Origin of the sequence: Desulfovibrio piger, assembly GCF_951793255.1 — a bacterium.
Classification (GTDB): Bacteria; Desulfobacterota; Desulfovibrionia; order Desulfovibrionales; family Desulfovibrionaceae; genus Desulfovibrio.
The window spans coordinates 382,148-405,292 of the sequence record NZ_OX636706.1; the positions used below are offsets into that span (position 1 = coordinate 382,148).

Annotated in this window: 21 protein-coding genes; 13 read left to right on the forward strand and 8 right to left on the reverse strand. The window is 57.5% G+C overall.

The features are described 5' to 3' along the window. Window position 1 precedes the first annotated feature (1 nt). The 8 genes from Q4I12_RS01895 (at window position 2) to Q4I12_RS01925 (ending at window position 7,698) form a co-directional block, all read left to right on the forward strand. Complete coding sequence (locus Q4I12_RS01895; protein ID WP_302260271.1) at window positions 2–1,792, forward strand: ABC transporter ATP-binding protein; 1,791 nt, start codon at window positions 2–4, stop codon at window positions 1,790–1,792. 75 nt (window positions 1,793–1,867) lie between these two features. Next, window positions 1,868–2,149, forward strand: a complete 282-nt coding sequence (locus Q4I12_RS01900; RefSeq protein WP_367891467.1) for a helix-turn-helix domain-containing protein — start codon at window positions 1,868–1,870, stop codon at window positions 2,147–2,149. After that, window positions 2,101–2,424 (forward strand): IS1 family transposase, encoded by a 324-nt coding sequence (locus Q4I12_RS13920; RefSeq protein ID WP_367891477.1) that lies wholly within the window; start codon window positions 2,101–2,103, stop codon window positions 2,422–2,424. The genes Q4I12_RS01900 and Q4I12_RS13920 overlap by 49 nt, the downstream gene beginning before the upstream one ends. Before the next feature lie 73 nt (window positions 2,425–2,497). After that, window positions 2,498–3,454: an ATP-grasp fold amidoligase family protein gene (locus Q4I12_RS01905; protein WP_302260274.1), complete on the forward strand. Its 957-nt coding sequence runs from the start codon at window positions 2,498–2,500 to the stop codon at window positions 3,452–3,454. Then, window positions 3,451–4,374, forward strand: coding sequence for a hypothetical protein (locus Q4I12_RS01910; protein ID WP_302260276.1), 924 nt, complete (start codon window positions 3,451–3,453; stop codon window positions 4,372–4,374). Before Q4I12_RS01905 ends, Q4I12_RS01910 begins: the two co-directional genes overlap by 4 nt. A gap of 2 nt (window positions 4,375–4,376) precedes the next feature. Further along, window positions 4,377–5,834 carry a glycosyltransferase gene (locus tag Q4I12_RS01915; protein WP_302260277.1) on the forward strand — a complete coding sequence of 486 codons (1,458 nt, stop codon included), beginning with the start codon at window positions 4,377–4,379 and terminating at the stop codon, window positions 5,832–5,834. 2 nt (window positions 5,835–5,836) lie between these two features. Then, the gene (locus Q4I12_RS01920) at window positions 5,837–6,679 is read left to right on the forward strand and encodes a glycosyltransferase family 2 protein (RefSeq protein WP_302260279.1); all 843 of its coding nucleotides are present in this window, start codon (window positions 5,837–5,839) and stop codon (window positions 6,677–6,679) included. 14 nt (window positions 6,680–6,693) lie between these two features. Then, a complete protein-coding gene (locus tag Q4I12_RS01925; protein ID WP_302260281.1) occupies window positions 6,694–7,698 on the forward strand; it encodes a glycosyltransferase family 2 protein in 1,005 nt (334 codons plus the stop codon). Here Q4I12_RS01925 and Q4I12_RS01930 read toward each other — a convergent pair. Continuing rightward, window positions 7,695–8,624 carry a glycosyltransferase family 2 protein gene (locus Q4I12_RS01930; protein WP_302260282.1) on the reverse strand — a complete coding sequence of 310 codons (930 nt, stop codon included), beginning with the start codon at window positions 8,622–8,624 and terminating at the stop codon, window positions 7,695–7,697. The genes Q4I12_RS01925 and Q4I12_RS01930 overlap by 4 nt on opposite strands. Before the next feature lie 3 nt (window positions 8,625–8,627). Beyond that, window positions 8,628–9,761, reverse strand: coding sequence for a glycosyltransferase family 4 protein (locus tag Q4I12_RS01935; RefSeq protein WP_302260283.1), 1,134 nt, complete (start codon window positions 9,759–9,761; stop codon window positions 8,628–8,630). 216 nt (window positions 9,762–9,977) lie between these two features. On the opposite strand from Q4I12_RS01935, the gene Q4I12_RS01940 reads away from it, so the two are divergent. Beyond that, window positions 9,978–12,254, forward strand: coding sequence for an inorganic phosphate transporter (locus Q4I12_RS01940; RefSeq protein ID WP_302260284.1), 2,277 nt, complete (start codon window positions 9,978–9,980; stop codon window positions 12,252–12,254). An 804-nt stretch (window positions 12,255–13,058) separates the two neighbouring features. Then, window positions 13,059–13,752, forward strand: a protein-coding gene (locus tag Q4I12_RS01945) for an IS1 family transposase (protein ID WP_302260287.1) whose coding sequence is annotated in 2 segments (ribosomal slippage) — window positions 13,059–13,378 and window positions 13,377–13,752 — 696 coding nt in all. Because the reading frame shifts where the segments join, the coding sequence is not laid out codon by codon here. A gap of 231 nt (window positions 13,753–13,983) precedes the next feature. Here the strand turns inward: Q4I12_RS01945 and Q4I12_RS01950 are convergent. From Q4I12_RS01950 to Q4I12_RS01965, 4 genes are read right to left on the reverse strand one after another with little or no spacing between them, the layout of a single operon-like run. Beyond that, on the reverse strand, window positions 13,984–14,667 hold the full coding sequence (locus tag Q4I12_RS01950; protein ID WP_302260289.1) for a phosphate signaling complex PhoU family protein: 684 nt from the start codon (window positions 14,665–14,667) through the stop codon (window positions 13,984–13,986). After that, on the reverse strand, window positions 14,667–15,422 hold the full coding sequence (pstB, locus tag Q4I12_RS01955) for a phosphate ABC transporter ATP-binding protein PstB (protein ID WP_006009177.1): 756 nt from the start codon (window positions 15,420–15,422) through the stop codon (window positions 14,667–14,669). The genes Q4I12_RS01950 and pstB overlap by 1 nt, the downstream gene beginning before the upstream one ends. A gap of 2 nt (window positions 15,423–15,424) precedes the next feature. Beyond that, complete coding sequence (locus Q4I12_RS01960; protein WP_302260290.1) at window positions 15,425–17,218, reverse strand: ATP-binding protein; 1,794 nt, start codon at window positions 17,216–17,218, stop codon at window positions 15,425–15,427. A gap of 10 nt (window positions 17,219–17,228) precedes the next feature. Next, entirely contained in the window at window positions 17,229–17,903 is a 675-nt protein-coding gene (locus Q4I12_RS01965) for a response regulator (protein ID WP_168935098.1), read from the reverse strand. 220 nt (window positions 17,904–18,123) lie between these two features. Here Q4I12_RS01965 and Q4I12_RS01970 point away from each other — a divergent pair, with 220 nt between their 5' ends. The 3 genes from Q4I12_RS01970 to pstA all read left to right on the forward strand — a co-directional run bounded on the left by Q4I12_RS01970 (window position 18,124) and on the right by pstA (window position 20,901). Then, complete coding sequence (locus Q4I12_RS01970) at window positions 18,124–18,939, forward strand: PstS family phosphate ABC transporter substrate-binding protein (RefSeq protein WP_297137560.1); 816 nt, start codon at window positions 18,124–18,126, stop codon at window positions 18,937–18,939. A gap of 187 nt (window positions 18,940–19,126) precedes the next feature. Then, window positions 19,127–20,014, forward strand: a complete 888-nt coding sequence (pstC, locus tag Q4I12_RS01975) for a phosphate ABC transporter permease subunit PstC (protein ID WP_302260293.1) — start codon at window positions 19,127–19,129, stop codon at window positions 20,012–20,014. An 11-nt stretch (window positions 20,015–20,025) separates the two neighbouring features. Next, on the forward strand, window positions 20,026–20,901 hold the full coding sequence (gene pstA / locus Q4I12_RS01980; protein ID WP_006009171.1) for a phosphate ABC transporter permease PstA: 876 nt from the start codon (window positions 20,026–20,028) through the stop codon (window positions 20,899–20,901). A gap of 362 nt (window positions 20,902–21,263) precedes the next feature. Here pstA and cmk read toward each other — a convergent pair whose 3' ends face one another. Then, entirely contained in the window at window positions 21,264–21,956 is a 693-nt protein-coding gene (cmk, locus tag Q4I12_RS01985) for a (d)CMP kinase (protein WP_204625372.1), read from the reverse strand. Next, window positions 21,953–23,092 carry a histidinol-phosphate transaminase gene (hisC, locus tag Q4I12_RS01990; protein ID WP_302260294.1) on the reverse strand — a complete coding sequence of 380 codons (1,140 nt, stop codon included), beginning with the start codon at window positions 23,090–23,092 and terminating at the stop codon, window positions 21,953–21,955. The genes cmk and hisC overlap by 4 nt, the downstream gene beginning before the upstream one ends. Window positions 23,093–23,145: the final 53 nt, after the last annotated feature.

Here is a 23,145-nt window from a genome sequence, read left to right on the forward strand (position 1 = left end):
CATGCTGAAAGCCCAGCTCATAGAGACCTTTCAACGTATCTATCACATCTTGCCGGCAGCCCTGCAGCGCAGCTTCTGGGTGGTGATGGGGTTGACGTTCGTCGTGGCCCTGACGGAGTTCGCCCTGGCTGGGGCAGTCTCGCTGCTGGGCGTGGTTCTGGCCTCGCCCCAGACCATCGTACAGCACCCCATCATGCAACGGCTTGTGGACTGGCTGCCCGTACTGCGCCCGGCACTGGATGACCCCCGCTTGTTGCTGGCCCTGCTTCTCTGCCTGCTGTGTGGTACTACCCTGCTCAAGACCGTAATGCTGGCCCTGCTTACCTGGCGCCAGAGCCGCTACAGCCAGATGATCAGCATGCATCTGGGGGTACGCCTCTTCCAGGGGTATATGCGTGCGCCCTATATCTGGCAGACTGGCCAGAAAATCAGTGACCTGATTACGACACTAAACTGGCGCGCCAACACCGGCCTTTTTCTGTTTCAAAGCCTTCAGGCACTATCCCAACTACTCGTGGTAGCCACTCTGCTGGTAGCAATCTGCTGCATGGCGCCCCTGGCCGGGACGCTTGTGGTCAGCATCACTGGTTTGGCTGCAATGGGGATCTTTCGTGGCAGTCGCCGTTGGGTACGTAAGTACAGCCAACAATGCGCTGATGCTCAACAGGCTTCTATGAAGCTTATTCACACGGGCCTCAATGGCATTCGGGACATCCTCATTTGTGGACAGCAAGAAAACTTCATCAAGCAATATGCCGCCGCGGAGCAGCGCTATATGCAAGGCCAGAGCGTACTGCCGGTATTCCCGCCCCTGCCTTCGTGGATACTGGAATTCGTTGGCATTTGTCTTTTGCTGGGTACTGTGCTGCTGCTGCGCTGGCAGGACGCCACGTTGGCTCATGTCAGTGCCACGCTGGCCCTGTTGGCTGCTGTGGCCTGGCGTCTGCTGCCCATCATGAACCGTGTGGTGCAGGGCCTGTTACAGATGCAGCAGCAACTTCCTACTGTGGAGCCAGTCCTCAAAAAAGTGAGGGAAGTTGGGGCTCTGCCACAGTCCGTAGCCGAAGAACGTCCTTGCCGCCTGCAGAAAGAGATCCGCTTTGAGAACGTATGTTTCCGCTATCCCAATACGATCGAAGGACACAAGAACGCCTTGCAGGACATCAGTCTGCGTATCCCCAAGGGGAGCATGATCGGTCTTATTGGTCCTTCTGGCGCGGGCAAAAGCACCATAGTCAGTTTGCTGACGGGTCTGTACACGCCCAGCAGCGGCAAAATGCTGGTGGACGGGCAGGAATTGGATGACAGCCTGCGCGTGGGGTGGATGAAGGGTATCGGCTATGTGCCACAAAGTCCCTTCCTGCTCAATGGCAGTCTGGCAGAGAACGTCGCTTTCAGCCAGTGGGGACAGAAGATAGACCGCCAGCGTGTGGAAGAGTGCTGTCGCATGGCAGCTATAGACTTTCTGGATGATCTGGAAGACGGTATCGACACCATCATCGGCGAACGTGGCGTACGCCTTTCCGGTGGCCAGCTGCAGCGCGTGTCCATTGCCCGCGCTCTTTATGGGCGTCCACAGCTCATGATATTCGATGAAGCTACCTCTGCCCTTGACGGTGCTACCGAACAGGCAATACAGAAAACTATCGAAGGCCTGCGTAAAGATATGACAATTGTCGTCATCGCTCATCGACTGACCACTGTGGAAAAGTGTGACTGGCTGTATTGGGTGGAGAAGGGAGATATCCATCTCTCAGGTACTTCAAAAAATATTTTGGGAAATTACAAATAAAGATATAAGTGCAAATCCTGTTCTTTGCAGTTTACCAGGCTAACTCCTCGCGGTCGGCCTGCACAAGAAAAGGCCATGGCAGTAACCTTGTACACGCTCGGGCTTTCCATACGGGCTATAGCCAGGCTCATTGGGGTTTCTCCGACTGCTGTTTTGAAGTGGATAAAGACATTCGCCAAAACACACTATGAAAAACCTGCGCCCGGTGATGCCATCATTGTTGAACTCGACGAAATGTGGCATTATCTAGGGTCAAAAAAAACAAGCTATGGATCTGGAAAGCTTATCGTAGAGAAACTGGAGAGCTTATTGACTGGGAATGTGGAGGAAGGGATAAGGGAACGCTATCGAAATTGATGGAACGTCTTTCAAGGTGGAAAGTTGAGCTGTTCTGCACGGATAACTGGGGAGTATATCCTGAAGTGATAGCTGCCGATAAACTCTATCAGAGCAAATCACAAACGGTGTACCTTGAGCAGAACAACGGAAGACAGAGACATTGGTTTGCGCGTTTCAGGAGGAAATCAATAGTCGTATCTAAAACTCTTGAAATGGTAGACCTGACAATGGCACTTTTTGCCAGATTCCATGTCAATGGAAGCTGGAAAGATATTGAGTCATTATTTAGTTAACACTCTCAAAATTTCCATTTGGACTAGATGGTTGTAATAGTTGTCCAGAACAATATTTATAGGAGATGGTTACATGAATTATACTAAAAAAATTAAAACAGCATTTTTGATATTAAAACAAAAGGGAATTAGGGGAATAATAGATAGAATTTACGAAAAGTATATTCGCAGGACAAGAACATATGACTTTTACAAGACACTCAATCCTGGTAAGTATAAAAAAGAACTTGCCATCTGGTTCAAAGTTCATACAGGTCAGGAATTAAACTGGAAACATCCTACAGGATTTAATCAAAAAATTCAGTATTTAAAACTATACGATTCTACACCTCTAAAGACAAAACTTGTTGATAAATATCTGGTGAAAAGCTGGGTAGCCGAGAAAATCGGTGAACAATACGTCGTACCACTCCTAGGAGTTTTCAACTCCTTTGACGAAATCGACTTTTCCAAGCTGCCACAAAAGTTTGTCCTCAAGGGAACTCAGCATGGCGTCATCCTTGTTGAGAAGAAAAATATGTGCATCGAGGAAATCAAAAAAAAATGTCATGCTTTTTTGACAGTCAATTTTGCTTATCTTTATGGCTTCGAGTTACAATATAAAGATGTACCTCCACGTCTCATAGTTGAAGAGTTCTTAGAAGCAGATACGATTTATGATTATAAAGTCTGGTGCTTCCATGGAAATCCAGAATTTATTGGAATTCAGCATATTGATAAAGATGGAAATATATACATAAACTTTTATGATACAGACTGGAATCTGCAGCATTTTTCCAGCTATAAAAATACTACTATTCCAATAGACAAGCCCAAACAGCTTGATGAATTACTCAAACTTGCAAAAATTTTATCACAAGGATTCCTGTTTGTCAGAGTCGATTTTTATATTCTAAAAGATGGAACAATTAAATTTGGCGAAATGACCTTTACGCCTGGCTCTGGAATCGTCCATTGGAACTATCCTTATGCAGATGAGTTTTTAGGGAGCAAACTTACCCTACCTCTGGATGTCCGCACTACAAAATGAATATTGCTATCTTCACATTCAATCGTCCTGACCTGCTCCAGCGTACCCTGACAGCTCTAGAAGACAACGACCTAGCAAATAAGGCCTCTGTAACCTTCTTCTGCGACGGTCCACGCCATGAAAAAGATGAGCCGGGCACACGCGCCGTGCACGAACTGGCCAAAAAAGCCCGGGGCTTTGCCTCTGTGGAAGTTGTAGAACGGCCGAAAAACATGGGCTGCGCGGCCTCGATCATTGATGGCCTGACAGAGATGTTCCGTCTGCATGAGCGACTGATAGTCATTGAAGATGATATCGTGACCTCGCCATATACGCTGCGATTCTTGTCTGGAGGCCTGGCCCGATATGCGGACCATGAGAAGGTCTTCAATATCGCCGCATGGACACCGCCGCATATCGCACGGAAAATACCTGCCAGCTATCCCTATGATGTCTACGCCATCCCGCGCTTTAATTGCTGGGGCTGGGCTTCCTGGCGTGATCGCTTCCAGGATATCGACTGGGACGTGCAGGATTACCAGATATTCAAAAATTCGCCGCACCTGCGCAAAGCCTTCAATGCAGGCGGTGATGACCTCAGCCCCATGCTGGATATGCAGATGGAAGACAAAATCAATAGCTGGGCCATCCGTGCCGACTATGCCCGCTTCAAAAAGAATATGGTCGGCATCAATCCTGTACGCTCCTATGCTCTCAACATTGGTATGGGGAGCGGAACACACACTACTACGGCCACGACGTACTGGGACAGTGACACCTCCCTGGCCGTGGAACATCCCAGTTTTATGAATGAAGTTACTGTAGATCACCGCATCCAAAAAATATACCATACCTGCTACAGCTGGCAAAAGCGGTCCCTGCCCGTGCGTGCCATCAACAAACTGAGCCGCATGCTGTCAGGAAAAAACCTGATTCCGTAGCCATGAAAAATATCCTGTATATCAATACAACCCCTTCCGGCGGTGGCGCAGCCGCAGTCATGCAGCGGCTGGATCGTATGATGCGTCTGCGGGGTGCCTCGACGCACATCCTGACGCGTCTGCCTGGTTCGGGGCGTCTTGATGATGCGTTAACAATATCTCCTCGTGGCGGCTTGCTTGCCTGGTGCCTCTGGCGTGGACAACAGGATTATCACATCCAAAAAAGTCATGCCCTCCGAAAGCATACTTTTTTCCAGCAGGCTGATATCCTGCATCTGCATAATCTGCATGGAGGCTACTTCAATCTCTGGTCCCTGCCGCTTCTTTCCGCTCTCAAGCCAACCGTCTGGACACTGCATGACATGCAGGCCCTGACAGGGCATTGTGCCCACTCTATGGACTGTGAACGCGGGCAGCCTGAAACGGGGTGCGGTCATTGCCCCCATCTTTCCTCGTATCCCCCTGTATGGCGGGATACCACACATCAGCTCTGGCAGGACAAGTGCACCATCTATGCCCACAGTTCCCTGTACCTGGTGACACCCTCTGTCTGGCTGCAACGCCTGACAGAAAAAAGTTTGCTCAAGGAACAGCCCCTAGTCTGTATCCCCAATGGGGCGGATACTTCCATCTATCGTCCCCAAGACCAGCAGGAGGCTCGCCGTCTGCTGGGACTGCCCCAGGATGCCCTGCTGGTGGGCGGCTGTGCAGATGGAGGCCTGGCCAATCCCTGGAAAGGGGGGCATTACGTTCTGGAAACGATCCTGGAGCTGAAAAAAACATTCTCATCCCTTCATTTCTTGAATATCGGCGTTAAAAGTACACCTGAGGAATTGCAGAACGCGGACTGGGTGCACCATATCCCCTATGTACACGAGCCTGTCCAATTGGCTCGTCTCTATGCGGCGCTAGATCTGCTCCTCTATCCGACACTGGCGGATAACCACCCTCTGGTCTGCATCGAAAGCCTGTGCTGCGGAACTCCTATTGTGGGATTTGCTACAGGCGGTGTCCCGGAAATCGTCAGGGATGGGCTGGATGGCCTGCTGGTACCCACACATGACGGGACAGCATTGACAAACGCTACGGCGACGCTACTCCAAGATACTACCCTACGGGAAAAAATGGGGAAAGAAGCGGAGTTCAGTGCCGCCCAGCGCTTTAATCTGGAACTATTTGCCCAGCGTTACGAGAAGCTCTATGAAGAAGTCCTAGAACACCCACGCAGTCTTGAAAAAAGCCGTTTACCCTTGGACAAGGTTCCTAATATTGTCAAAAGCTCAGCCTTCATGCGGCAGGAATGGGCTAAATACCCTAGTGCCTCCAGGCAGGAAGCCAGAATACTGCGGCGCCACGCTCTCCAGGGGAGCCTTTGCGTCGCCCTTGCTACTATCGCTGGCTGGCCCTTACAATGTGTTCGCAGTCTTCGTTCCCTTTATCGCCGTATGAGGACACGATAGCAATGCCCCCCTTCTTCACCATTATCACCTCGACCTACAATGCGGCAGCTACGCTGCCACGCCTGCTGGACTCTCTTGCCTCCCAGACCTGCCGGGACTTTAACTGGATTGTACAGGACGGCGCCTCCTCGGACGCTACCATGCAGATCGTGGAGCAGTACCGTGACCGTTTGCCGGAGATCCTAGCTGACAGCGGCAAGGACAGCGGCATTTACGACGCCTGGAACAAGGCCATCGACCGCTGGCAGGGCAAGATGGGGGAATGGGTCCTTTTCTTAGGCGCTGACGATAAATTGCTGGCTAGCAGTACATTAGAAGATGTTAAAAATAAAATAGAAAGCAGCAAAAAAAATATTCTTTTTGCCGCAGGTGATCTTATAGTTGTAGATGAACATGACAAAATTATATGTGACAATATCATTGATGACAATAAAATACGATTTCAGCAAAACAAATTTAAAATGTCCATCGGACACCCTTCGTTATTCACTAGAAAAAATGTATTATTGCAGTACAAGTTTGACACATCATTTAGGATAGTCGGGGATCATGATTTTTTGATTCGCGCATGGCAACAGCATGACCAGTTATTTCCAATACGCATTACAGTTACCCAGATGGCACTTGGAGGAATTTCCAATAATGAACGCCATCATGGAATCCTGATTCGCGAAGAATTCCTGATATCCATTAAAACAAAATCATTTCGAGGGTTTATCTGGACTTTTGATTCTATGATCTATAAATATAAAACATCTGCCAAAAAATATATTACAAAAACAAAAATTGGCTCGGCTTTCTGGAGAGCACTACAAAAACTGCACAGTAAAATCCTGCCTAAATAGGCCAAGGCAAGCAGATGAAATCGAACGTGACGGTAGCTATACCAGTATACAACGATGAAAAATATTTACGAGAGGCCATTAATTCCATTCTTCATCAAACGTATAAAGATTTTATCTTACTGATCATAAATGATGGAAGTACGGATAGTAGCCAGGATATCATAGCAAGCTATACGGATAAACGCATCAAGCTCATCAACCATCCCTGCAATATGGGACGTTCTGCAGCGCGTAACACGGCTTTAGAAGCTGCAGATACGGAATATCTTGCCTGGATGGATGCGGACGACATTTCGCTTCCCGATCGGTTGCAGAAGCAGATAGCGTTTCTTGATTCCCATCCGAAAATCAGCGTCTGTGGCAGCAGGGTTCGGTATTTCCATGAGATGCGAGGTTCCAGCCGTCATCCTGCGACCTCATCAGGAATCCTGGCAACCACGCTCTTTCATCCTGCCATTGCCAACCCTAGCGCTGTCATGCGTCTCTCATCCATCAGGCAGAAAAATATCTCCTATGATGCGCTGTTCAAACGTGCAGAAGATTTTTCTTTTTGGGCAGATTGCTTTCTTATACACAGTCTCAACGGCTTTGTTGTTCCTGACATACTCCTTAAGTATAGAGTCTTTTCACGACCAACAAATCCAGAATGGCACCTTAAAGTCATCCAGAATAAAGTCTTGCCGGCCATCCATATGACTTGTACCGTTGAAGAAACAGAGATCCATGCGGGACTCGTCGTAGAAAATCGTACATCCCTTATACAAAAATATGGACTGGAGAGTATTTTCAACTGGCTTGAACGCCTGGATGATCACTGCCAACAGCAGAAAGTAACTTTTTCTCCCATCGTCACATCACTGATACATGCCTATGCTGAACGCGTGGTCGCCGCAGCCCCCAACCCTTTACAGGCCCTGCAACTTTACCGGAAATACCCTCTTTCAAAAAAACATGCTTTTTCGCACATGTACCTTCGTACTGCGGCGCGCTGGGGATATGGCCTGTTAAAAAAAGGCTAGTCCTTCAAGATATCGATATACTGCGTCCGTTGTAGTCTCATTATCAATTTCCGTACAGGCAGCCAATACAGATTCAGGTTCAATGGATCAAGGCAAAAAGCCTTTATATACCAGCGTATGGCTGTCATATACTGGCGTGCGCCAAACGCGGCGATGACCGCCATCTTAAAGGCCAAAAATGACCAAGCACGCTTGCGGATTCTGGGAGGAATCCCCGGATGTTCGATATGCTTTTTCATGATGTGCCACTCTGTATCCAGCGCGGCCTGAACATTGCGGACAGCACTTCCTGCACGTTGCCGATAGAATAAAAGCTCTTGAGGAACTTCTTGCGCAGCCATAGGGTTTTCCTGACAAATCAATGCCAGTAACCGTAGGGAAAAATCCCTATCTCCTGCCACGCGCAATGAGGGATCAAAAGGCCCGGCAGCACGCACTTTATCGGTTCGTGCTGCCCAAGCCCCCATGCAGAATTCACTATCGAGCAACATATCCCACCAAATATTGCCTGTTTTATGAAGGTTAGCCCACGGCTGTCTTTTACGTATATTAGTGCCATCATGGAACATAACAAAATGGCACCATGCTAAATCAGCCCCTTTTTTCTGAAGAACATTTAACATATATTGTAAAAAATTTGGGTGCCAGATATCGTCACTATCGAGTACGGTAATATATGGCGTTGAAACAAGTGATATTCCAGTATTCCTTGCTGCACACTCACCTAAATTTTTCTGTCGAATAATTTTAAATCTATTGTCACTACCAATTATTTGACTAATTACTCCATATGTTCCATCCGTTGACCCATCATCAACTATGATACATTCATAATCAGAATAAGTTTGACAAAGTACAGATTTTATCGTTTCTAATATATATTTTTTGCAATTATATGCAGGAATAATAATAGAAATAGTAGGCATAATTCACTCCTCGCTATTTTTCCCCAACAATATTTGAAGGTTTTCAAGAAAATGATAATTTTTATATCCTAAAAGACAAGTAGAATAATTATCGTGACATATTTTAGCTAACTTCGAAGCAGGGAAAAGTTGAAGTTTAGACAAAATAATTTTTAGCTCCTCATCTTGCTCAAATGTCTCCAGCCGCAGTTCCTGAGCCACATCTTCCAGCGCCCCCAGCTTGCGTACAATGACCAAGCAGGAAAGAGCCGTCATCTGCAACGGCACGAGGGGGGCCGCCTCAAAACTCCGCTCCGGCGATTCAGGTGGACAACGGGACGGAACCAGGCAAACCTGCAAACCGATCTCGTTCACCTTGGCGGGCAGATCATCCACCCAGCCATGGAAGTGGATATTCTCCGGAGCTTCCCGCTTCAGCCTTTCATAGTAGTCCTCAGACGAGAATGCGGCGTCCCCAAGCACATGGAACTGCAGCTGAGGGAAGTGCTTCGCCAACGGAATGAGTACATCCTGCCCTTTTTCCGGTGAAACACGCCCCACAATGCCGATGTGCTGCAAGGGCCTGCCCGTAAAGCGGTCCTGGAAAGGGATGTCACTGAAGCGGGCATCCAGTCCGTTGGGGACAACCTGCACACGCGGATCGTCAAAGCGGACATCCGCGGCCAGCAGCTCCCGGCGGATGAACTCCGAAGGCAGGACCAAGGCCCGCGTACTTTTCAGGCGCAAGGCCAACAAAAAAAGCTTCCGCTCCAGCCCGCCATGATTCAGATGGATGTGGTAGGCTGCCTTGCGCCCCAGCATCAGCTGAGCCAGCATGGCCACAGGCGACAGACGATTGCCGTTGACATAAATCAGGTCGGCATGGCGCAGCAACGATATATGCCTCAAGAATGTACGGCAGCCGTACCAGGCAAAACGAAAGATGTCCGCAATGTTTTTTTCCCCCTGGGAAAGACGGCACTCGGGAACAACGATGGCCTGCGCCCCCAGGGCACGTAGTCTGTCCACACAGGGGCCCTTCGGGATCAGCACCGTGGCCTGGAAGCCAGTGTGTAGCGCTGCGCGCACAAGTTCTAGAAGTACTTGTTGCCCACCGCCAAGACTTCCATATTGCTCCAGAAAAACGATATGCTTCACGTTGTCTCTTCCCTATAAAAATTTTTCTGGGAACTCGTCATCACGTCCTGCCTACCACAGAGCCACGTTATTGTGAACTCGGCCCTCCTTTCCTCCCCCACTCCCCCTGCGGACCCTTCTCCCCTCTGCATTTCCCCGCCGCCGTCACCGTTTTGTAACAAAACCTGCCTACACAGAATATGCCTCATTCTCAGACTATTCCGCAGGAGACGGGACGTGGAAAGCATCTTTCTGCTCATACTGGTATTTCTGGCCATCCTGGCCGCAGTGGACCTTTTCGTGGGCGTCAGCAACGACGCCGTCAACTTCCTCAACTCGGCCATAGGCTCGCGCATCGCCAGCTTCAAGGTCATCATGGTGGTGGCCAGCATCGGTGTGCTGCTGGGCTCCACCTTTTCCAGCGGCATGATGGAGATCGCCCGCAGCGGGGTCTTCAATCCCGAGATGTTCACCTTCAACGAGATCATCATCATTTTCTTCGCCGTGATGATCACCGACGTCCTGCTGCTGGACGCCTTCAACTCCATGGGCCTGCCCACCTCCACCACCGTATCCATCGTCTTCGAGCTGCTGGGCGGTGCCGTGGCCGCGGCCCTCATCAAGATCTCCACCTCGGACATCCTGCTCTCCCAGCTGGGGGACTTCATCAACAGCCAGAAGGCCCTGGCCATCGTGTCCGGCATCCTCATCTCCGTGGTGGTGGCCTTCGTGGCCGGTGTGGTGGTGCAGTACATCACCCGCCTGATCTTCACCTTCCACTATGAGCGCATGTACCGCCGCATCGGCGGCATCTTCGGCGGCCTGTCCCTGACGGCCATCTTCTACTTCCTGATCATGAAAGGCGCCAAGGGCGCATCCTTCATGAAGCCGGAATACCTGGCCTGGATCAATGCCCACACCCTGCCCATCCTGCTGGTGCTGTTCGCGGGCCTGAGCGTGGTGCTGCACCTGCTCATGGTGCGCCGCGGCGTCAACATCTTCAAGATCGTCATCCTGGCCGGCACCTTTGCCCTGGCCTTCGCCTTTGCCGGCAACGACCTGGTCAACTTCGTGGGCGTGCCCCTGGCCGCCTGGGAAAGCTGGCAGCAGTACACCGCCAGCGGCATGGCCGCCGATGCCTTCACCATGGAAGGCCTGCGCAAGGCCGTGCAGACGCCCACCTTCTACCTGCTGCTCTCCGGTCTGATCATGGTGCTGACCCTGTGGTTCTCCAAAAAGGCCCACCGCGTGGTGCAGACCTCCATCAACCTGAGCAGCAGCACCCGCGGCGATCAGGAACAGTTCGGCTCCTCCCTGCCCGGCCGCCTCATCGTGCGCGCGGGCCTGAGCGCCAACAAGACCCTGCACCAGATCCTGCCCAATTCGCTCTTCACCGCCCTTGAGAGCCGCATGCAGCCCGTGGAACAGGTCAAGGGCGCGCCCGTGCTGCCCTTCGACCAGGTGCGTGCCGCCATCAATCTGGTGGTCTCCAGCATCCTCATCGCCTCGGCCACGTCCCTCAAGCTGCCCCTGTCCACCACCTATGTGACCTTCATGGTGGCCATGGGCTCCTCCTTCGCCGACGGCGCCTGGAACCGTGAGAGCGCCGTCTACCGCATCTCCGGCGTGCTGGCCGTCATCAGCGGCTGGTTCCTGACCGCCATGTGCGCCTTCAGCGCCTGTGCCCTGGTCACCTGGGCCCTGTTCGAGGGCGGCAGCGTGGTGGCCGTCCTCTTCATGCTGGTGGCCGTGGTCAGCCTGGTGCGCTCCAACTTCTTCGGCAAGAAGAAGGAAGAGAGCAGCTTCGACATCGTGGCCGACAACACCGACAAGGACAGCATCCGCGCCAATATCGGCGCTTCGGTGGACGAAAGCATCGATACCGCCGTGCGTCTGATGCGCGAAGGCCTCACCGCCTTCCAGGCCGAGGACGAGAAGATCCTGAACCGCTGCAAGAACGAAGCCGTGAACCTTTTCGAAGACATCTCGCGCTCCCGCGGTTCCTACTACCGCATGGCCCTGCGCGGCGGTGGCGACGATCTGGACAACGAAGCGCGGCACATCTACTACCGCATCTTCAACGGCATGAAGGAACTGAGCCATGAGCTGCGCTCGGTGCTGGGCATGTCCGCCAACCACATCGCCAACCGCCACCGCCCCTACAGCGGCGCGCTGGGCGACAATCTGGAGCAGATGCTGGGCATCCTGGAAGACGCCGCCCGCCACTTCCGGGCCTATGCCGCGGGCGAAGGCTCCCGCGCCGAGCTCTCGGCCTATGCCGACCACTGCTCTTCCCGCATCAGCAAGATCCAGATCGAGCTTTTGCAGCGCATCGATACCGAAGGCCTGTCCATGCGCAGCAGTGACCTGTACCTGAACTACCTGCAGTTCGCCCGCGCCTTCATCAACCGTTTCACCATCGTGGCTCTGCTGGAACGCGACCTCAACGACGCCTGCCGCCGCAACGCCGCCCGCAAGGAAGAAGAAACGGCTGCCGCTTCGGCCCAGGCCTAAGACCGGCTACAGACGAAACGAGCATCGACGGAAGGGGCTTCTCCCGCATGAGACGAGAGGCCCCTTCCCCCCGATCTTCGCTCCCCCCCTTCTTCAGACAGTACGGCATGCATGCCCGGTTGCAGACATGACCGTGCGCCCTCCCGATGACAGTCCCGGAAGCCTGTCCGCCATCGGGAATGACGAAGCCCTCCGCATGGAGGGCTTTTTTGCGGCCTGCGGCCTACCGGACATTCTGGAACGCTCCCCGCGTGGAGAAAGGCCAGCCGCACGGCTCCGAAACATCCTCCCTTCCTGATGGAGGACCGGGGCAAACTGCTGAAAGTCCGGCAGGACATCCGCCTTCCCTGCCGGAGCATCCCCAAGCCCGAGCATCACGGACCGCTTGTCAGACAAGATGGCCTTCCGCCCCCTCCGGCCAGCGATCGCCACGAAACGGGCAGGCTGCCGGGCAGCTTCCGTGCTTCCTCCCGGCGTCGTCCGCGTCCCGGCACCTCCAACACGCCCTTCACTTCCCGTCAGCCCTAAAAGACCGTCATCTGCCCGGATAGCGTCCCGCCCTGCGGCGTGCCATGCCGCCAGCCTTATCAAAGCGTATGACCGACGGAATCCGCCTCTTCATCGCAGGAAGGCCCTTCCCATACTTTCCAAGAGTATTGCGGCCCGAAAGCAAGCGCAAGAAAAAAACTCCGTCCCTCTTCACTCCCCAGCATCCCCCCTCCTCTCCGGCCGTATGGCATATCTTATTTCGAGAGTATTGCATAAAGAATGTTATAATGGCATACTCCAGTTAAGGAGTTCTTTATGCAATACTGTCCAAAATGTGCGTCAGAGCGGATTGTGAAGAATGGAAGACACTTGGAGCGTCAGAGATTTCGCTGCAAAGACTGCGGTTTTCAATTTACCCGTGACACTCCCAGAGGACGACCGGCAACGGAAAAGGCAATGGCCATCCTGCTTTATACTTTGGGCCTTTCGTTTAATGCCATAGCACGTATTTATGGAGTTGCAACATCGACCGTCATGCGTTGGGTCCGGGATTTCGCTGAAAAAACTTATGAAAAGCCTTCTCCTGGGGAAGCTGTCATCATAGAACTTGATGAGATGTGGCACTATTTGCATTCAAAAAAACAAACTATGGCTCTGGAAAGCTTATTGTCGCGATACCGGTCAACTCATTGACTGGGAATGTGGCAATCGTGACCAAAGCACTCTTGCAAGATTGATGGCAAGGCTTCGCCGTTGGTCTGTCTGGTTCTTCTGTACCGACAACTGGAAAGTATATCCACGGGAAATACCCGAGGACGACCTCATTCAAGGAAAACGGGGAACCGTGCGAATTGAGCGAAATAATGCCCGCCAAAGACACTGGTTTGCCCGTTTCAAACGTAAATCTCAGGTGGTTTCAAGGTCCTTGCGAATGGTTGATCTCACAATATCTCTCTTTGCCAGATTTCATGTGAACGGGCAAAGAGAAGATATTTTATCATTCTTTTAGCAATACTCTCCTTATTTCAAACAGCCGCCAGACAGCGACGGGGACTTTCGCCCCGACCTGAAGAAAGTTTTTTCGGGGATGGGGAGAGCACGAGAGGGGAAGGGGCAGTTTTTACAAAAAACGCCCCTTCCCCTCTCGTCATTCCCCCGCTCCACAGCCTCTCCACAACAAAAAAAGCGGGGCAGTCACCTGCCCCCGCTTTTACCGGAAAAACAAAGGAACGTGAATATGTTACTTCTTTTCGCCGCTGTGCTTGAGGCTCTGGCCGTGCTGCATGAAGTAGACCTGTTCGGCCAGATTGACGGAACGCCGCCAGATGCGGGTCAGGGCACGCACCACCAGCAAGGTATGCATGACAAGCTGGGGATCGGGACGCTTGCCTTCTTCCTGACGCAGCAGCTCCAGCAGGCGCTGCACGATGCGCATCTCGTTCTGCAGGGCCTCGTCCTCGCAGTTGCGCAGGGCCAGGGCTTCCTCTCCGTTGCCTTCGCGGAAGCAGTCCATGGCGCGCATGAAGGCCTCGCGGGCGCGCTGCATCATGCCGCAGACCTCGTCCGCCAGGATACGCCGCCCGGGCACGTCTTCCATGAGCACGGTCTGCTCGGCCACGGTCACGGCCTCGTCACCGATACGCTCCAGATCCACCACCATGCGCAGGGCGGCCACCACGAAGCGCAGATCACCGGCCACGGGCTTGATGCGGGCCATGAGGCGCAGGCACAGCTCGTCGGTCTCGTTTTCCAGGGCGTCGATGGCCGTATCACCGTCACAGACGGCGATGGCGCGCACGGCCTCGCCTTTTTCATAGGAACGCGCAGCCTCTTCCAAAGCGATGTCCACTTGCGCATACATGACCAGCAGGCGCGTGCGCAGCGTGGCCAGCATGTGCTGGGGCGTGTAATCCTGAAGAACCATTAACCGAACCTGCCTGTGATGTAGTCTTCCGTCTCTTTCTGGGACGGACGGGTGAAGATGACGTCCGTGCTGTCGCTTTCCACCAGACGGCCCATGTAGAAGAAGGCCGTCCGGTCGGAGATGCGGGCCGCCTGCTGCATGCTGTGGGTCACGATGATGATGGTCAGGCCTTCCTTGAGCTCCACGATGCTCTCTTCCACCTTGCGGGTGGCGATGGGGTCCAGGGCGCTGGCGGGCTCGTCCATGAGCAGCACCTGCGGTTCCACGGCCAGGGCACGGGCGATGCACAGGCGCTGCTGCTGGCCGCCGGAAAGGCCCAGGGCCGAGGAGGAAAGGCGGTCTTCCACTTCGTTCCAGAGGGCGGCGCGGCGCAGGGCCAGCTCCACCTTCTCGGTGATGAGGTTCTCGTCCTTGACGCCGTTGACGCGCAGGCCGTAGGCCACGTTCTCGAAGATGCTCTTGGGGAAGGGGTTGGGCTTCTGGAAGACCATGCCCACCTTCTGCCGCAGGCGCACCACGTTGGTGCGGGGCTGGTTGACGTCCTCGCCGTCCAGCATGATGCGGCCTTCCACCCGGCAGCCGGGGATCAGGTCGTTCATGCGGTTGAGACAACGCAGGAAGGTGGATTTGCCGCAGCCGGAAGGGCCGATGAGGGCCGTGACGCCGCCGGCCTCGAAATCCAGGCTGACATCCTGCAGGGCGTGGGAAGCGCCGTAATAGACGTTGATCTTCTGCGCCGAAAGTGCTGTTGCCATAACTACTCCTGCACGGGCGTCCGGGGGGCGTCCGCGCGCCTCAAGGTAAAGATGATGGCCGTGCTGCCGTCTTCCGCCGGGCTTTCCGCCCAGATGCGGCCGCCGTGCCGTTCGATCACATGTTTGCAAATGGCCAGGCCCAGGCCCGTGGAATTCTGCCCGCGATGGCGCTCTACCTGATAGAAGCGCTCGAAGATGCGTGGCAGATCGTCCGCCGGGATGAGTACGCCGTCGTCCACCACACGGATGACCACGTCGTCGCCTTCCACCCGGCCCGTGACGCGGATGGCCGTCTCTTCTTCGGCATAGCGGCAGGCGTTCTCCAGCAGGTTGCGGAACACCAGCGTCAGCAGACGGTCGTCGGCCAGTACGGGGGGCAGTTTTTCCAGATGGCCTTCCAGACGCAGCTTGCGTTCCTGCAGGCGGGTCTGGCACAGGCTGCCCGCCTCATCGAGGGTGGCGGCGCATTCCGTGGGGCAGAGCTCCAGGGCGCCTCCCTGCCCTTCCAGACGGGCCAGCACCAGCAGATCCTCCAGCATGCGGGCCAGGGAACAGCTGTGACGGTAGATGATGGCCGCAAAGTGCTGCGCCTGTTCCGAGGAATCCATGCTGAGCAGGGTCTCGGCATAGCCCTGGATGGCGGTCAGCGGCGTACGCAGCTCATGGGAGACATTGGCCACGAAATCGCTGCGGATGCGCTCCAGCTGCATCAGGTCGCTGATGTCGCGGAAGACCAGCACCGCGCCCAGACGGGCATCGGCCAGTACGGGCAGGGAGATGAGCACCGAGAAGACCCGGCTGCCCAGATGCAGCTGCACCTGGCGCAGGGAACGGGGCACATCCAGATCCTCGTCCCCGTTGCCGGAGGACGAGCGGGCCACCTGGGCGGAGCGCAGCATGGCATCCACGGCATCCTGCAGTTCGGGCGAGGGGATCACCTCGATGACCGGGCTGCCCGCCATGTCGGTCACCTGGGGGAAGAGGCGGGCAAAGGCGCCGTTGCAGCGGCGGATGCGGCCCTGCGGCCCCAGCACCAGCACGCCGTCGCTCATGGTGTTGAGCACGCTCTCCAGCTGGGCGGTCTTGTCCGAGGCGATGCGCACCTGCTCGCCGATGCTGTCGGCCATGCGGTTCACGGCTTCGGCCAGGGGGGCGAACTCCGTGCCCGGCAGACGGCGCAGGCGGCGTTGCAGTCGGCCGCGGGAAATGGCCGAGACCACGTCCACCATCTGGCCCAGGGACCGCCGCATGGCGCCGGAGATGAAGGCGGCCAGCACCACGGCCAGCACCACGGCCAGCAGGATCATGGGCGCGAAGACGTGCAGGCGCTTCTGGATGAGCAGGTTCACGCTGTCCAGCGGCAGGGCCAGACGCAGGATGCGTCCGTCAGGCAGGTTGCGGGCCGCGTAGGCAAAATTCTTGTGCAAGGTGCCGCTGGCGCGCAGGGAGTAGCCCTGCCCTTCGCTGCGGGCCTGCACCACTTCGGGCCGGTCGCCGTGGTTGTCCATGCCTTCGGGCGAAACGCCGCCGGTCTCCGCCAGCACGTTGCCGTCGGCATCCAGCAGCGAAAGCCGCAGGTCGGGCAGGTCGAGCACCCGGACCAGGACCTCCAGATCGTTTTCGCCGCGCAGCATCAGTTCGCCCGCCACGCGCGCCTCGCGCAGCAGACCGGTACGAGCTTCATCGAGCTGGCGCTCTTCCAGCCATTCGCGCGTCAGCCACAGGGAAAGCCCCGCGGCCACCGCGGCCACCAGCAGGATGGCCCAGAAGATCCGGGCCCTAAAAGAACGGAACATCCCCGTCATCTCAGCCTCTCAAACGGTAACCGACGCCGCGCACGGTCTCGAGCGCGGCGGCTTCTTCACCCAGTTTGGCCCGCAGACGCCGGACATGCGTGTCCACCGTACGGGCATAGCCTTCGAACGAATATCCCCAGACCGCGTTGAGCAGCTGTTCGCGGGTGCGCACGGCGCCCGCATGCCGCATGAGGTCTTCCAGCAGACGGAACTCCGTGGCCGTCAGGGCCACTTCCTGCCCGTCCAGGGTCACGCGGTGGGCCTCCACATCCAGCAGCAGGGCCCCGCGGCACAGGGCCGTGCCCATGCCGGGGCGGTTGCCGCGGCGCAGGATGGCCCGGATGCGCAGCACCAGTTCCCGGACGCTGAAGGGTTTGACCACATAATCATCGGCCCCCAGGGTCAGGCCCACAATGCGGTCCACTTCCTCGCCGCGGGCCGTGAGCATGAGCACGGGGATGGCCGCCGTGACCGGCTGGGCCTTGAGCCTGCGGCAGACATCGCAGCCGTCCATGCCGGGCAGCATGAGGTCCAGCACCACCAGGTCGGGCAGCTCGGAGGTCGCCATGTGCAGCCCCCCCAGCCCGTCGGCCGCTTCCAGTACCGCAAAGCCTTCGCGCTCAAGGTTGAAGCGCAGCAACTGGCGGATATCGTTTTCGTCTTCAATAACAAGTATGCGTTGCATGGAGTCTTCCTTTGCCTTGGAGAAGTAGTGCCTTTCCCATGCGCCAGCAATGCGCCTGAAAGGTTACAATTGTGTGACAGGCCCGTAAAAACCACGGTTTTCAAAGTGTCTCCGCATCTTCGCCGAGGCGTCACATTTCTGTAACAAAGCCTGAGGAAAAGGGAGGTGCTTCGGGATCGAGCCGAAGCAAAGACTTTTTTCCTTTTAAAGGAGCACTATCATGAATTTCGCCAAAACTCTGGTCCTTACCTGTGCCGCCCTGGGTCTGAGCGTGGCCGCCCACGCCCAGGATATCGTCGTCAACGGCTCCACCACCGTGCTGCCCGTCATGCAGAAGGCCGCCGAATCCTTCATGGCCGCCAACCCCGACATCAAACTGGTGATCTCCGGCGGCGGTTCCGGCAACGGCATCAAGGCCCTGGGCGAAAAGCAGTGCGACGTGGCCATGAGCTCCCGCGACATCAAGGACAAGGAACGCGCCGCCGCTGAAAAGAAGGGCGTGAAGCCCGTGCGCATCGCCGTGGCCGTGGACGCCATCGTGCCCGTGGTCAACCCCGAGAACCCCGTGAAGGACCTGACCCTGGAACAGCTGTCCTCCATCTACGCCGGCAAGGTGCGCAACTGGAAGGAACTGGGCGGCCAGGATGCCCCCATCGTGGTCATCTCCCGCGATACCTCTTCCGGTACCTTCGAATCCTGGCAGGAACTGGTCATGAAGAAGGAACGCGTCACCCCCGCCGCCCTGATGCAGGCCTCCAACGGCACCGTGGTGCAGGCCGTGGCCAAGAACAAGAATGCCATCGGCTACATCGGCCTGGGCTATCTTGACAAGAGCGTCAAGGGCCTGACCGTGAGCAAGGTGGCCGCCAGCGCCAAGACCGCTCTGGACGGCGAATGGCCCATCGCCCGCGAACTCTACATCTTCACCAACGGCGATCCCAAGGGCGGCGTGAAGAAGCTGGTGGACTACCTGCTGGCCGCCGACAAGGGCCAGAAGGACGTCCTGGCCGTGGGTTACGTTCCCCTGCAGCATTAAGCCCGCAGCACCGGGCAGACGCTCCCCCTCTCCTTCCGGGGGCCTCTGCCCGGTCCCCCGCAAGGGGAAAGGGCCCGTGCCGGTCTGAGGGATCATACCGGCGTACGTCCCCCTTTCCCCCGTTTTTCCGCTTTTTTCCCGCTTCCTCCAGCGGGCGCGTCCCGCAAGGAAACCTTCGGAGAAAACCATGTTCAGCTCTTCCCGCGAGCGGGCCATCCGCATCTGCCTCACCGCCATCGCGGCCTCGTCCCTGCTGGCGCTGGCAGGTATCGTCATCTTCCTGTTCACCGAAGGCCTGCCCCTGTTCCGGCATGTGAGCCCGCTGGACTTTCTGCTGGGCGACCTCTGGTACCCCACGGAAGATCCCGGCCTGTTCGGCATTTTCCCGTTGCTGGTGGGTTCCGTGGCCGTCACCGGGCTTTCCTCGCTGCTGGCCGTGCCTCTGGGCGTCATGACGGCCGTGTACCTGGCCGAGATCGCGCCGCCCTTCGCCCGCCGCGTCATCAAGCCCTTCGTGGAACTGCTGGCGGCCCTGCCTTCGGTGGTGCTGGGCTTTCTGGGCATGGTGGTGCTGGCGCCCATCCTCCAGGACGTGCTGGGCGCCGCCACGGGCCTCAACCTGCTCAATGCCTCGCTGGTGCTGGCCATCATGAGCCTGCCCACCATCTGCTCCGTCTCCGAGGACGCCCTGCGCGCCGTGCCCCGCTCCCTGCGTGAGGCCTCCCTGGCGCTGGGCGCCACCCGCTGGGAGACCATCGTGCGCGTGGTGGTGCCCGCGGCCCTGTCCGGCATCGGCACGGCCATCATGCTGGGCATGTCCCGCGCCATGGGCGAGACCATGGTGGTGCTCATGGCGGCCGGCGGCGCGGCCATGCTGCCCCAGTCCCTGCTGGACCCCGTGCGGCCCATGCCCGCCTCCATCGCCGCCGAAATGGCTGAAGCCCCCTTCCGCAGCGACCATTACTACGCCCTGTTCGCCACAGGTATCGTCCTGTTCCTGATGACGCTGGCATTCAACATGATCGCTTCCCGCATTGCCGAAAAACACCGCCAGGTGGGCTCGGCCAGCCTTTAAGGATCCCTTCCATGCCTCTTGCGACACCCGATCCGCGCCGCCGCCTTTTCGTCCAGGGCGCCATGCTCGGCACCCTGCGGCTGGTGGCCGCCTTCAACGTCATCCTGCTGGTGGCCATCTGCCTTTTCCTGCTGGTGCAGGGCCTGCCCGCCCTCAGCTGGGAATTCCTCTCCACGCCGCCCCGCGAGATGATGACCGCCGGCGGCATCCTGCCCTGCATCGTGGGCACGGCCATCCTGGCCCTGGGCTCCCTGCTGCTGGCCTTCCCCCTGGGGGTGGCCACGGCCGTCTACCTGCATGAATACGCGGGCAACACCCCCTTCGCCCGCATGGTGCGCCTGGGGGTCAACAACCTGGCCGGGGTGCCTTCCGTGGTCTTCGGCCTGTTCGGGCTTTCGTTCTTCGTGACCTTCTGCGGCATGGGCGTCAGCATCCTGTCCGGCATCCTGACCCTGGCCGTGCTGACCCTGCCCGTGATCATCAGCACCGCCGAGGAGAGCCTGCGCTCCGTACCCGACACCTACCGCCAAGCCTCCCTGGCCCTGGGTGCCGGCAAGGCCCAGACCATCACCCGCGTGGTCCTGCCCTGCGCCATGCCGGGCATGCTCACCGGCGCCATCCTGGGCGTGGCCCGCGCCGCCGGTGAAACGGCCGCCATCATGTTCACCGCCGCCGTCTTCTATACGCCCAAGAACCCGGACTCCATCTTCAGCTCGGTCATGGCCCTGCCCTATCACATGTACGTGCTGGCCACCGCCGGCACGGACATCGAGAAGACCCGCCCGCTCCAGTACGGCACGGGCCTGGTCCTCATCCTGCTGGTGCTGGGCATGAACCTGCTGGCCATCATCCTGCGCGACCACCTGCAGCGCCGCCACCACGCCTAGACGCCATCCGCCACAGGCTGATTTTTGGGGGACTTCCTGCTCCGGCAGAGAGGTCCCCTTTTCCGTTTCCCCCCTGCCACAACACACGTCTTCCGCAGGCCGCGGAGCCGCGCAGGGGGCCTTTCCCGGCACACCGCCTCACCAGATGCTCCGACGGCGATAAGAAAGATCGGAGTCTGCCCAGCCTCCCCCGGTCCCTGCCGTGCGGTCCCCTCTTGCACCCCGGCCTGAGCGATCCCCATCCGGGAAGATGTCCTCTTCCGCCTCCCGCGTTCTCTCCGGTCGCACCAAAAATGCAAACGGGCCGGAAGGGAGATCCCTTCCGGCCCGTCATCTTGCCATATGATGTTTGCCGTCCCCGGCTACGGCAACAGGGTCACGCTGCCTTCATGCACGCTGATGCGATGCACCAGCACGCCCAGCACACCGGCGATGTCCAGTTCCGAGGTATCCACGATGACGGCATCGGCAGCGGGGCGCAGAGGCGCCACGGCCCGGTTGCGGTCCAGGGAGTCACGCTGGCGGATCTGCTCGGTCAGCGTCACCAGATCGGCTTCCACCCCGCGGGCGGCCAGGTCGCGCAGACGGCGCAGGGCGCGCACTTCGGGCGATGCATCCAGGAAGAATTTGAAGCGGGCGTCAGGAAAGACCACCGTACCCATGTCACGGCCTTCCACCACCAGCGGCGTGGCTTCGCCCATGGCCCGCTGGGCCTCGCGCAGCACCTCGCGCACCACGGGCACCGTGGCGATGCGGGCGGCCAGCATGCCCACCTGCTCGGTGCGCACTTCGCCGCGGATGGGCACGCCGTTGCAGCACACCGTGGAGGCCCGTCCCTTGCCGGACAGGCTGAAGGTCCACTGGCGGCACTTCTCGCGCAATTCCTCTTCGGGCAGGGTCTCCGCACCGGGCCCCAGCTTGAGGGCCAGGCAACGGAACATGGCGCCGGTATCCAGATAAGCCACATGCAGGCTTTCGGCCAGCTGCTGGGCCAGCGTGGTCTTGCCCACACCGGCGGGGCCGTCCAGGGTCACCACAGGCAGGGTCGTCTTCATCCCCGCACCTCCTGCATCCACTGTTTCATGGCCTCAAGGAAGGCCGTGTTCTCTTCGTCGCTGCCCACGCTCACGCGCAGGTGATCGGGCAGGCTGTAGCTTTTGAGCGGCCGGATGATGATACCGCGCTGCAGCAGGGCCTCGAAGCAGGCCGCCGCCGTACCGCAGCCTTCGGGCAGCTGCATCATGATGAAGTTGGCGGCGCTGGGCCACACCGTGCATCCCAGGGCGCGCAGGCCTTCGGTCAGGCGACGGCGACCGGCGCGCACGCATTCCAGCGTGGCGGCCCGGAAGGTGCTGTCCTGCAGCACGGCGATACCGGCTTCTTCGGCCAGGATGTTGACCGAGAACGGCAGGCGGGCCCGCCAGTAATACTGGGCCAGCTCGGCCGGCAGGATGCCGTAGCCCAGGCGCAGCCCGGCCAGACCGTAGCTTTTGGAGAAGGTGCGCATGATGGCCACGTTGTCCGGGATGTCACCGGAGGCCAGCAGGGAGAAGCGGGCCTCGTCCTCGGGGCTGTCGCCCGCAAAGTCCATGTAGGCCTCGTCCACCACCAGCAGGCAGTGGGGGAAGCGCTCGCCAAGGCGCTGCGCCAGGCGGCGCACGTCGGCCAGCGGCGGGCAGTAGCCGGAGGGATTGTCCGGCGTGGTCACGAAGACCAGACGGGTGTCATCGTCCACCAGGGCGAAGAGCGCGTCGAGATCGAAGCTGAAATCCGGGTTGAGGGGATGGCGGCGCACTTCCACGCCGCAGACCTGCGCCTGGACGGGATAGATGCTGAAGCAGGGCTCGAAGCAGACCACGGAATGCTTGCCCGGCACCAGGAGCATACGGATCAGCATGTCGATGATCTCGTCCGAGCCGTTGCCCACCACCACCTGATCGGGGCTGACGCCGTGCGTGCGGGCCAGGGCCGCCACCAGGCGGGGGTTGCCGCCCTGGGGATAGCGGAAGGCTGTCCCGGCGTGCAGGCCCAGGGCTTCCTTCACCAGGGGCGAGACGCCCAGGGGGTTCTCGTTGCTGGCCATTTTGACGACCTTGGACAGGCCGTATTTCTCCTGAATTTCGGCAATGGACATGCCGGGAACATAGGCGCTCAGGGCGGCTATTTCCGGGCGCACGGCGCAGGTGTACATACAGACTCCAGATGCAAAGAAAAAAGGGCCGCCGCAAGTGCGGCGGCCCGAGA

Bases quoted from the DNA above. Each gene is read 5' to 3' on its own strand.
- Q4I12_RS01970 (WP_297137560.1), top strand. From the start codon at position 18,124: ATGAATTTCGCCAAAACTCTGGTCCTTACCTGTGCCGCCCTGGGTCTG.
- Q4I12_RS01930 (WP_302260282.1), bottom strand. From the start codon at position 8,624: ATGCCTACTATTTCTATTATTATTCCTGCATATAATTGCAAAAAATAT.
- Q4I12_RS01900 (WP_367891467.1), top strand. From the start codon at position 1,868: ATGGCAGTAACCTTGTACACGCTCGGGCTTTCCATACGGGCTATAGCC.
- Q4I12_RS01905 (WP_302260274.1), top strand. From the start codon at position 2,498: ATGAATTATACTAAAAAAATTAAAACAGCATTTTTGATATTAAAACAA.
- pstB (WP_006009177.1), bottom strand. From the start codon at position 15,422: ATGGCAACAGCACTTTCGGCGCAGAAGATCAACGTCTATTACGGCGCT.
- Q4I12_RS01920 (WP_302260279.1), top strand. From the start codon at position 5,837: ATGCCCCCCTTCTTCACCATTATCACCTCGACCTACAATGCGGCAGCT.
- Q4I12_RS01960 (WP_302260290.1), bottom strand. From the start codon at position 17,218: ATGTTCCGTTCTTTTAGGGCCCGGATCTTCTGGGCCATCCTGCTGGTG.
- Q4I12_RS01910 (WP_302260276.1), top strand. From the start codon at position 3,451: ATGAATATTGCTATCTTCACATTCAATCGTCCTGACCTGCTCCAGCGT.
- Q4I12_RS01925 (WP_302260281.1), top strand. From the start codon at position 6,694: ATGAAATCGAACGTGACGGTAGCTATACCAGTATACAACGATGAAAAA.
- pstC (WP_302260293.1), top strand. From the start codon at position 19,127: ATGTTCAGCTCTTCCCGCGAGCGGGCCATCCGCATCTGCCTCACCGCC.
- Q4I12_RS01950 (WP_302260289.1), bottom strand. From the start codon at position 14,667: ATGGTTCTTCAGGATTACACGCCCCAGCACATGCTGGCCACGCTGCGC.
- Q4I12_RS01965 (WP_168935098.1), bottom strand. From the start codon at position 17,903: ATGCAACGCATACTTGTTATTGAAGACGAAAACGATATCCGCCAGTTG.
- cmk (WP_204625372.1), bottom strand. From the start codon at position 21,956: ATGAAGACGACCCTGCCTGTGGTGACCCTGGACGGCCCCGCCGGTGTG.
- hisC (WP_302260294.1), bottom strand. From the start codon at position 23,092: ATGTACACCTGCGCCGTGCGCCCGGAAATAGCCGCCCTGAGCGCCTAT.
- Q4I12_RS01895 (WP_302260271.1), top strand. From the start codon at position 2: ATGCTGAAAGCCCAGCTCATAGAGACCTTTCAACGTATCTATCACATC.
- Q4I12_RS01915 (WP_302260277.1), top strand. From the start codon at position 4,377: ATGAAAAATATCCTGTATATCAATACAACCCCTTCCGGCGGTGGCGCA.
- pstA (WP_006009171.1), top strand. From the start codon at position 20,026: ATGCCTCTTGCGACACCCGATCCGCGCCGCCGCCTTTTCGTCCAGGGC.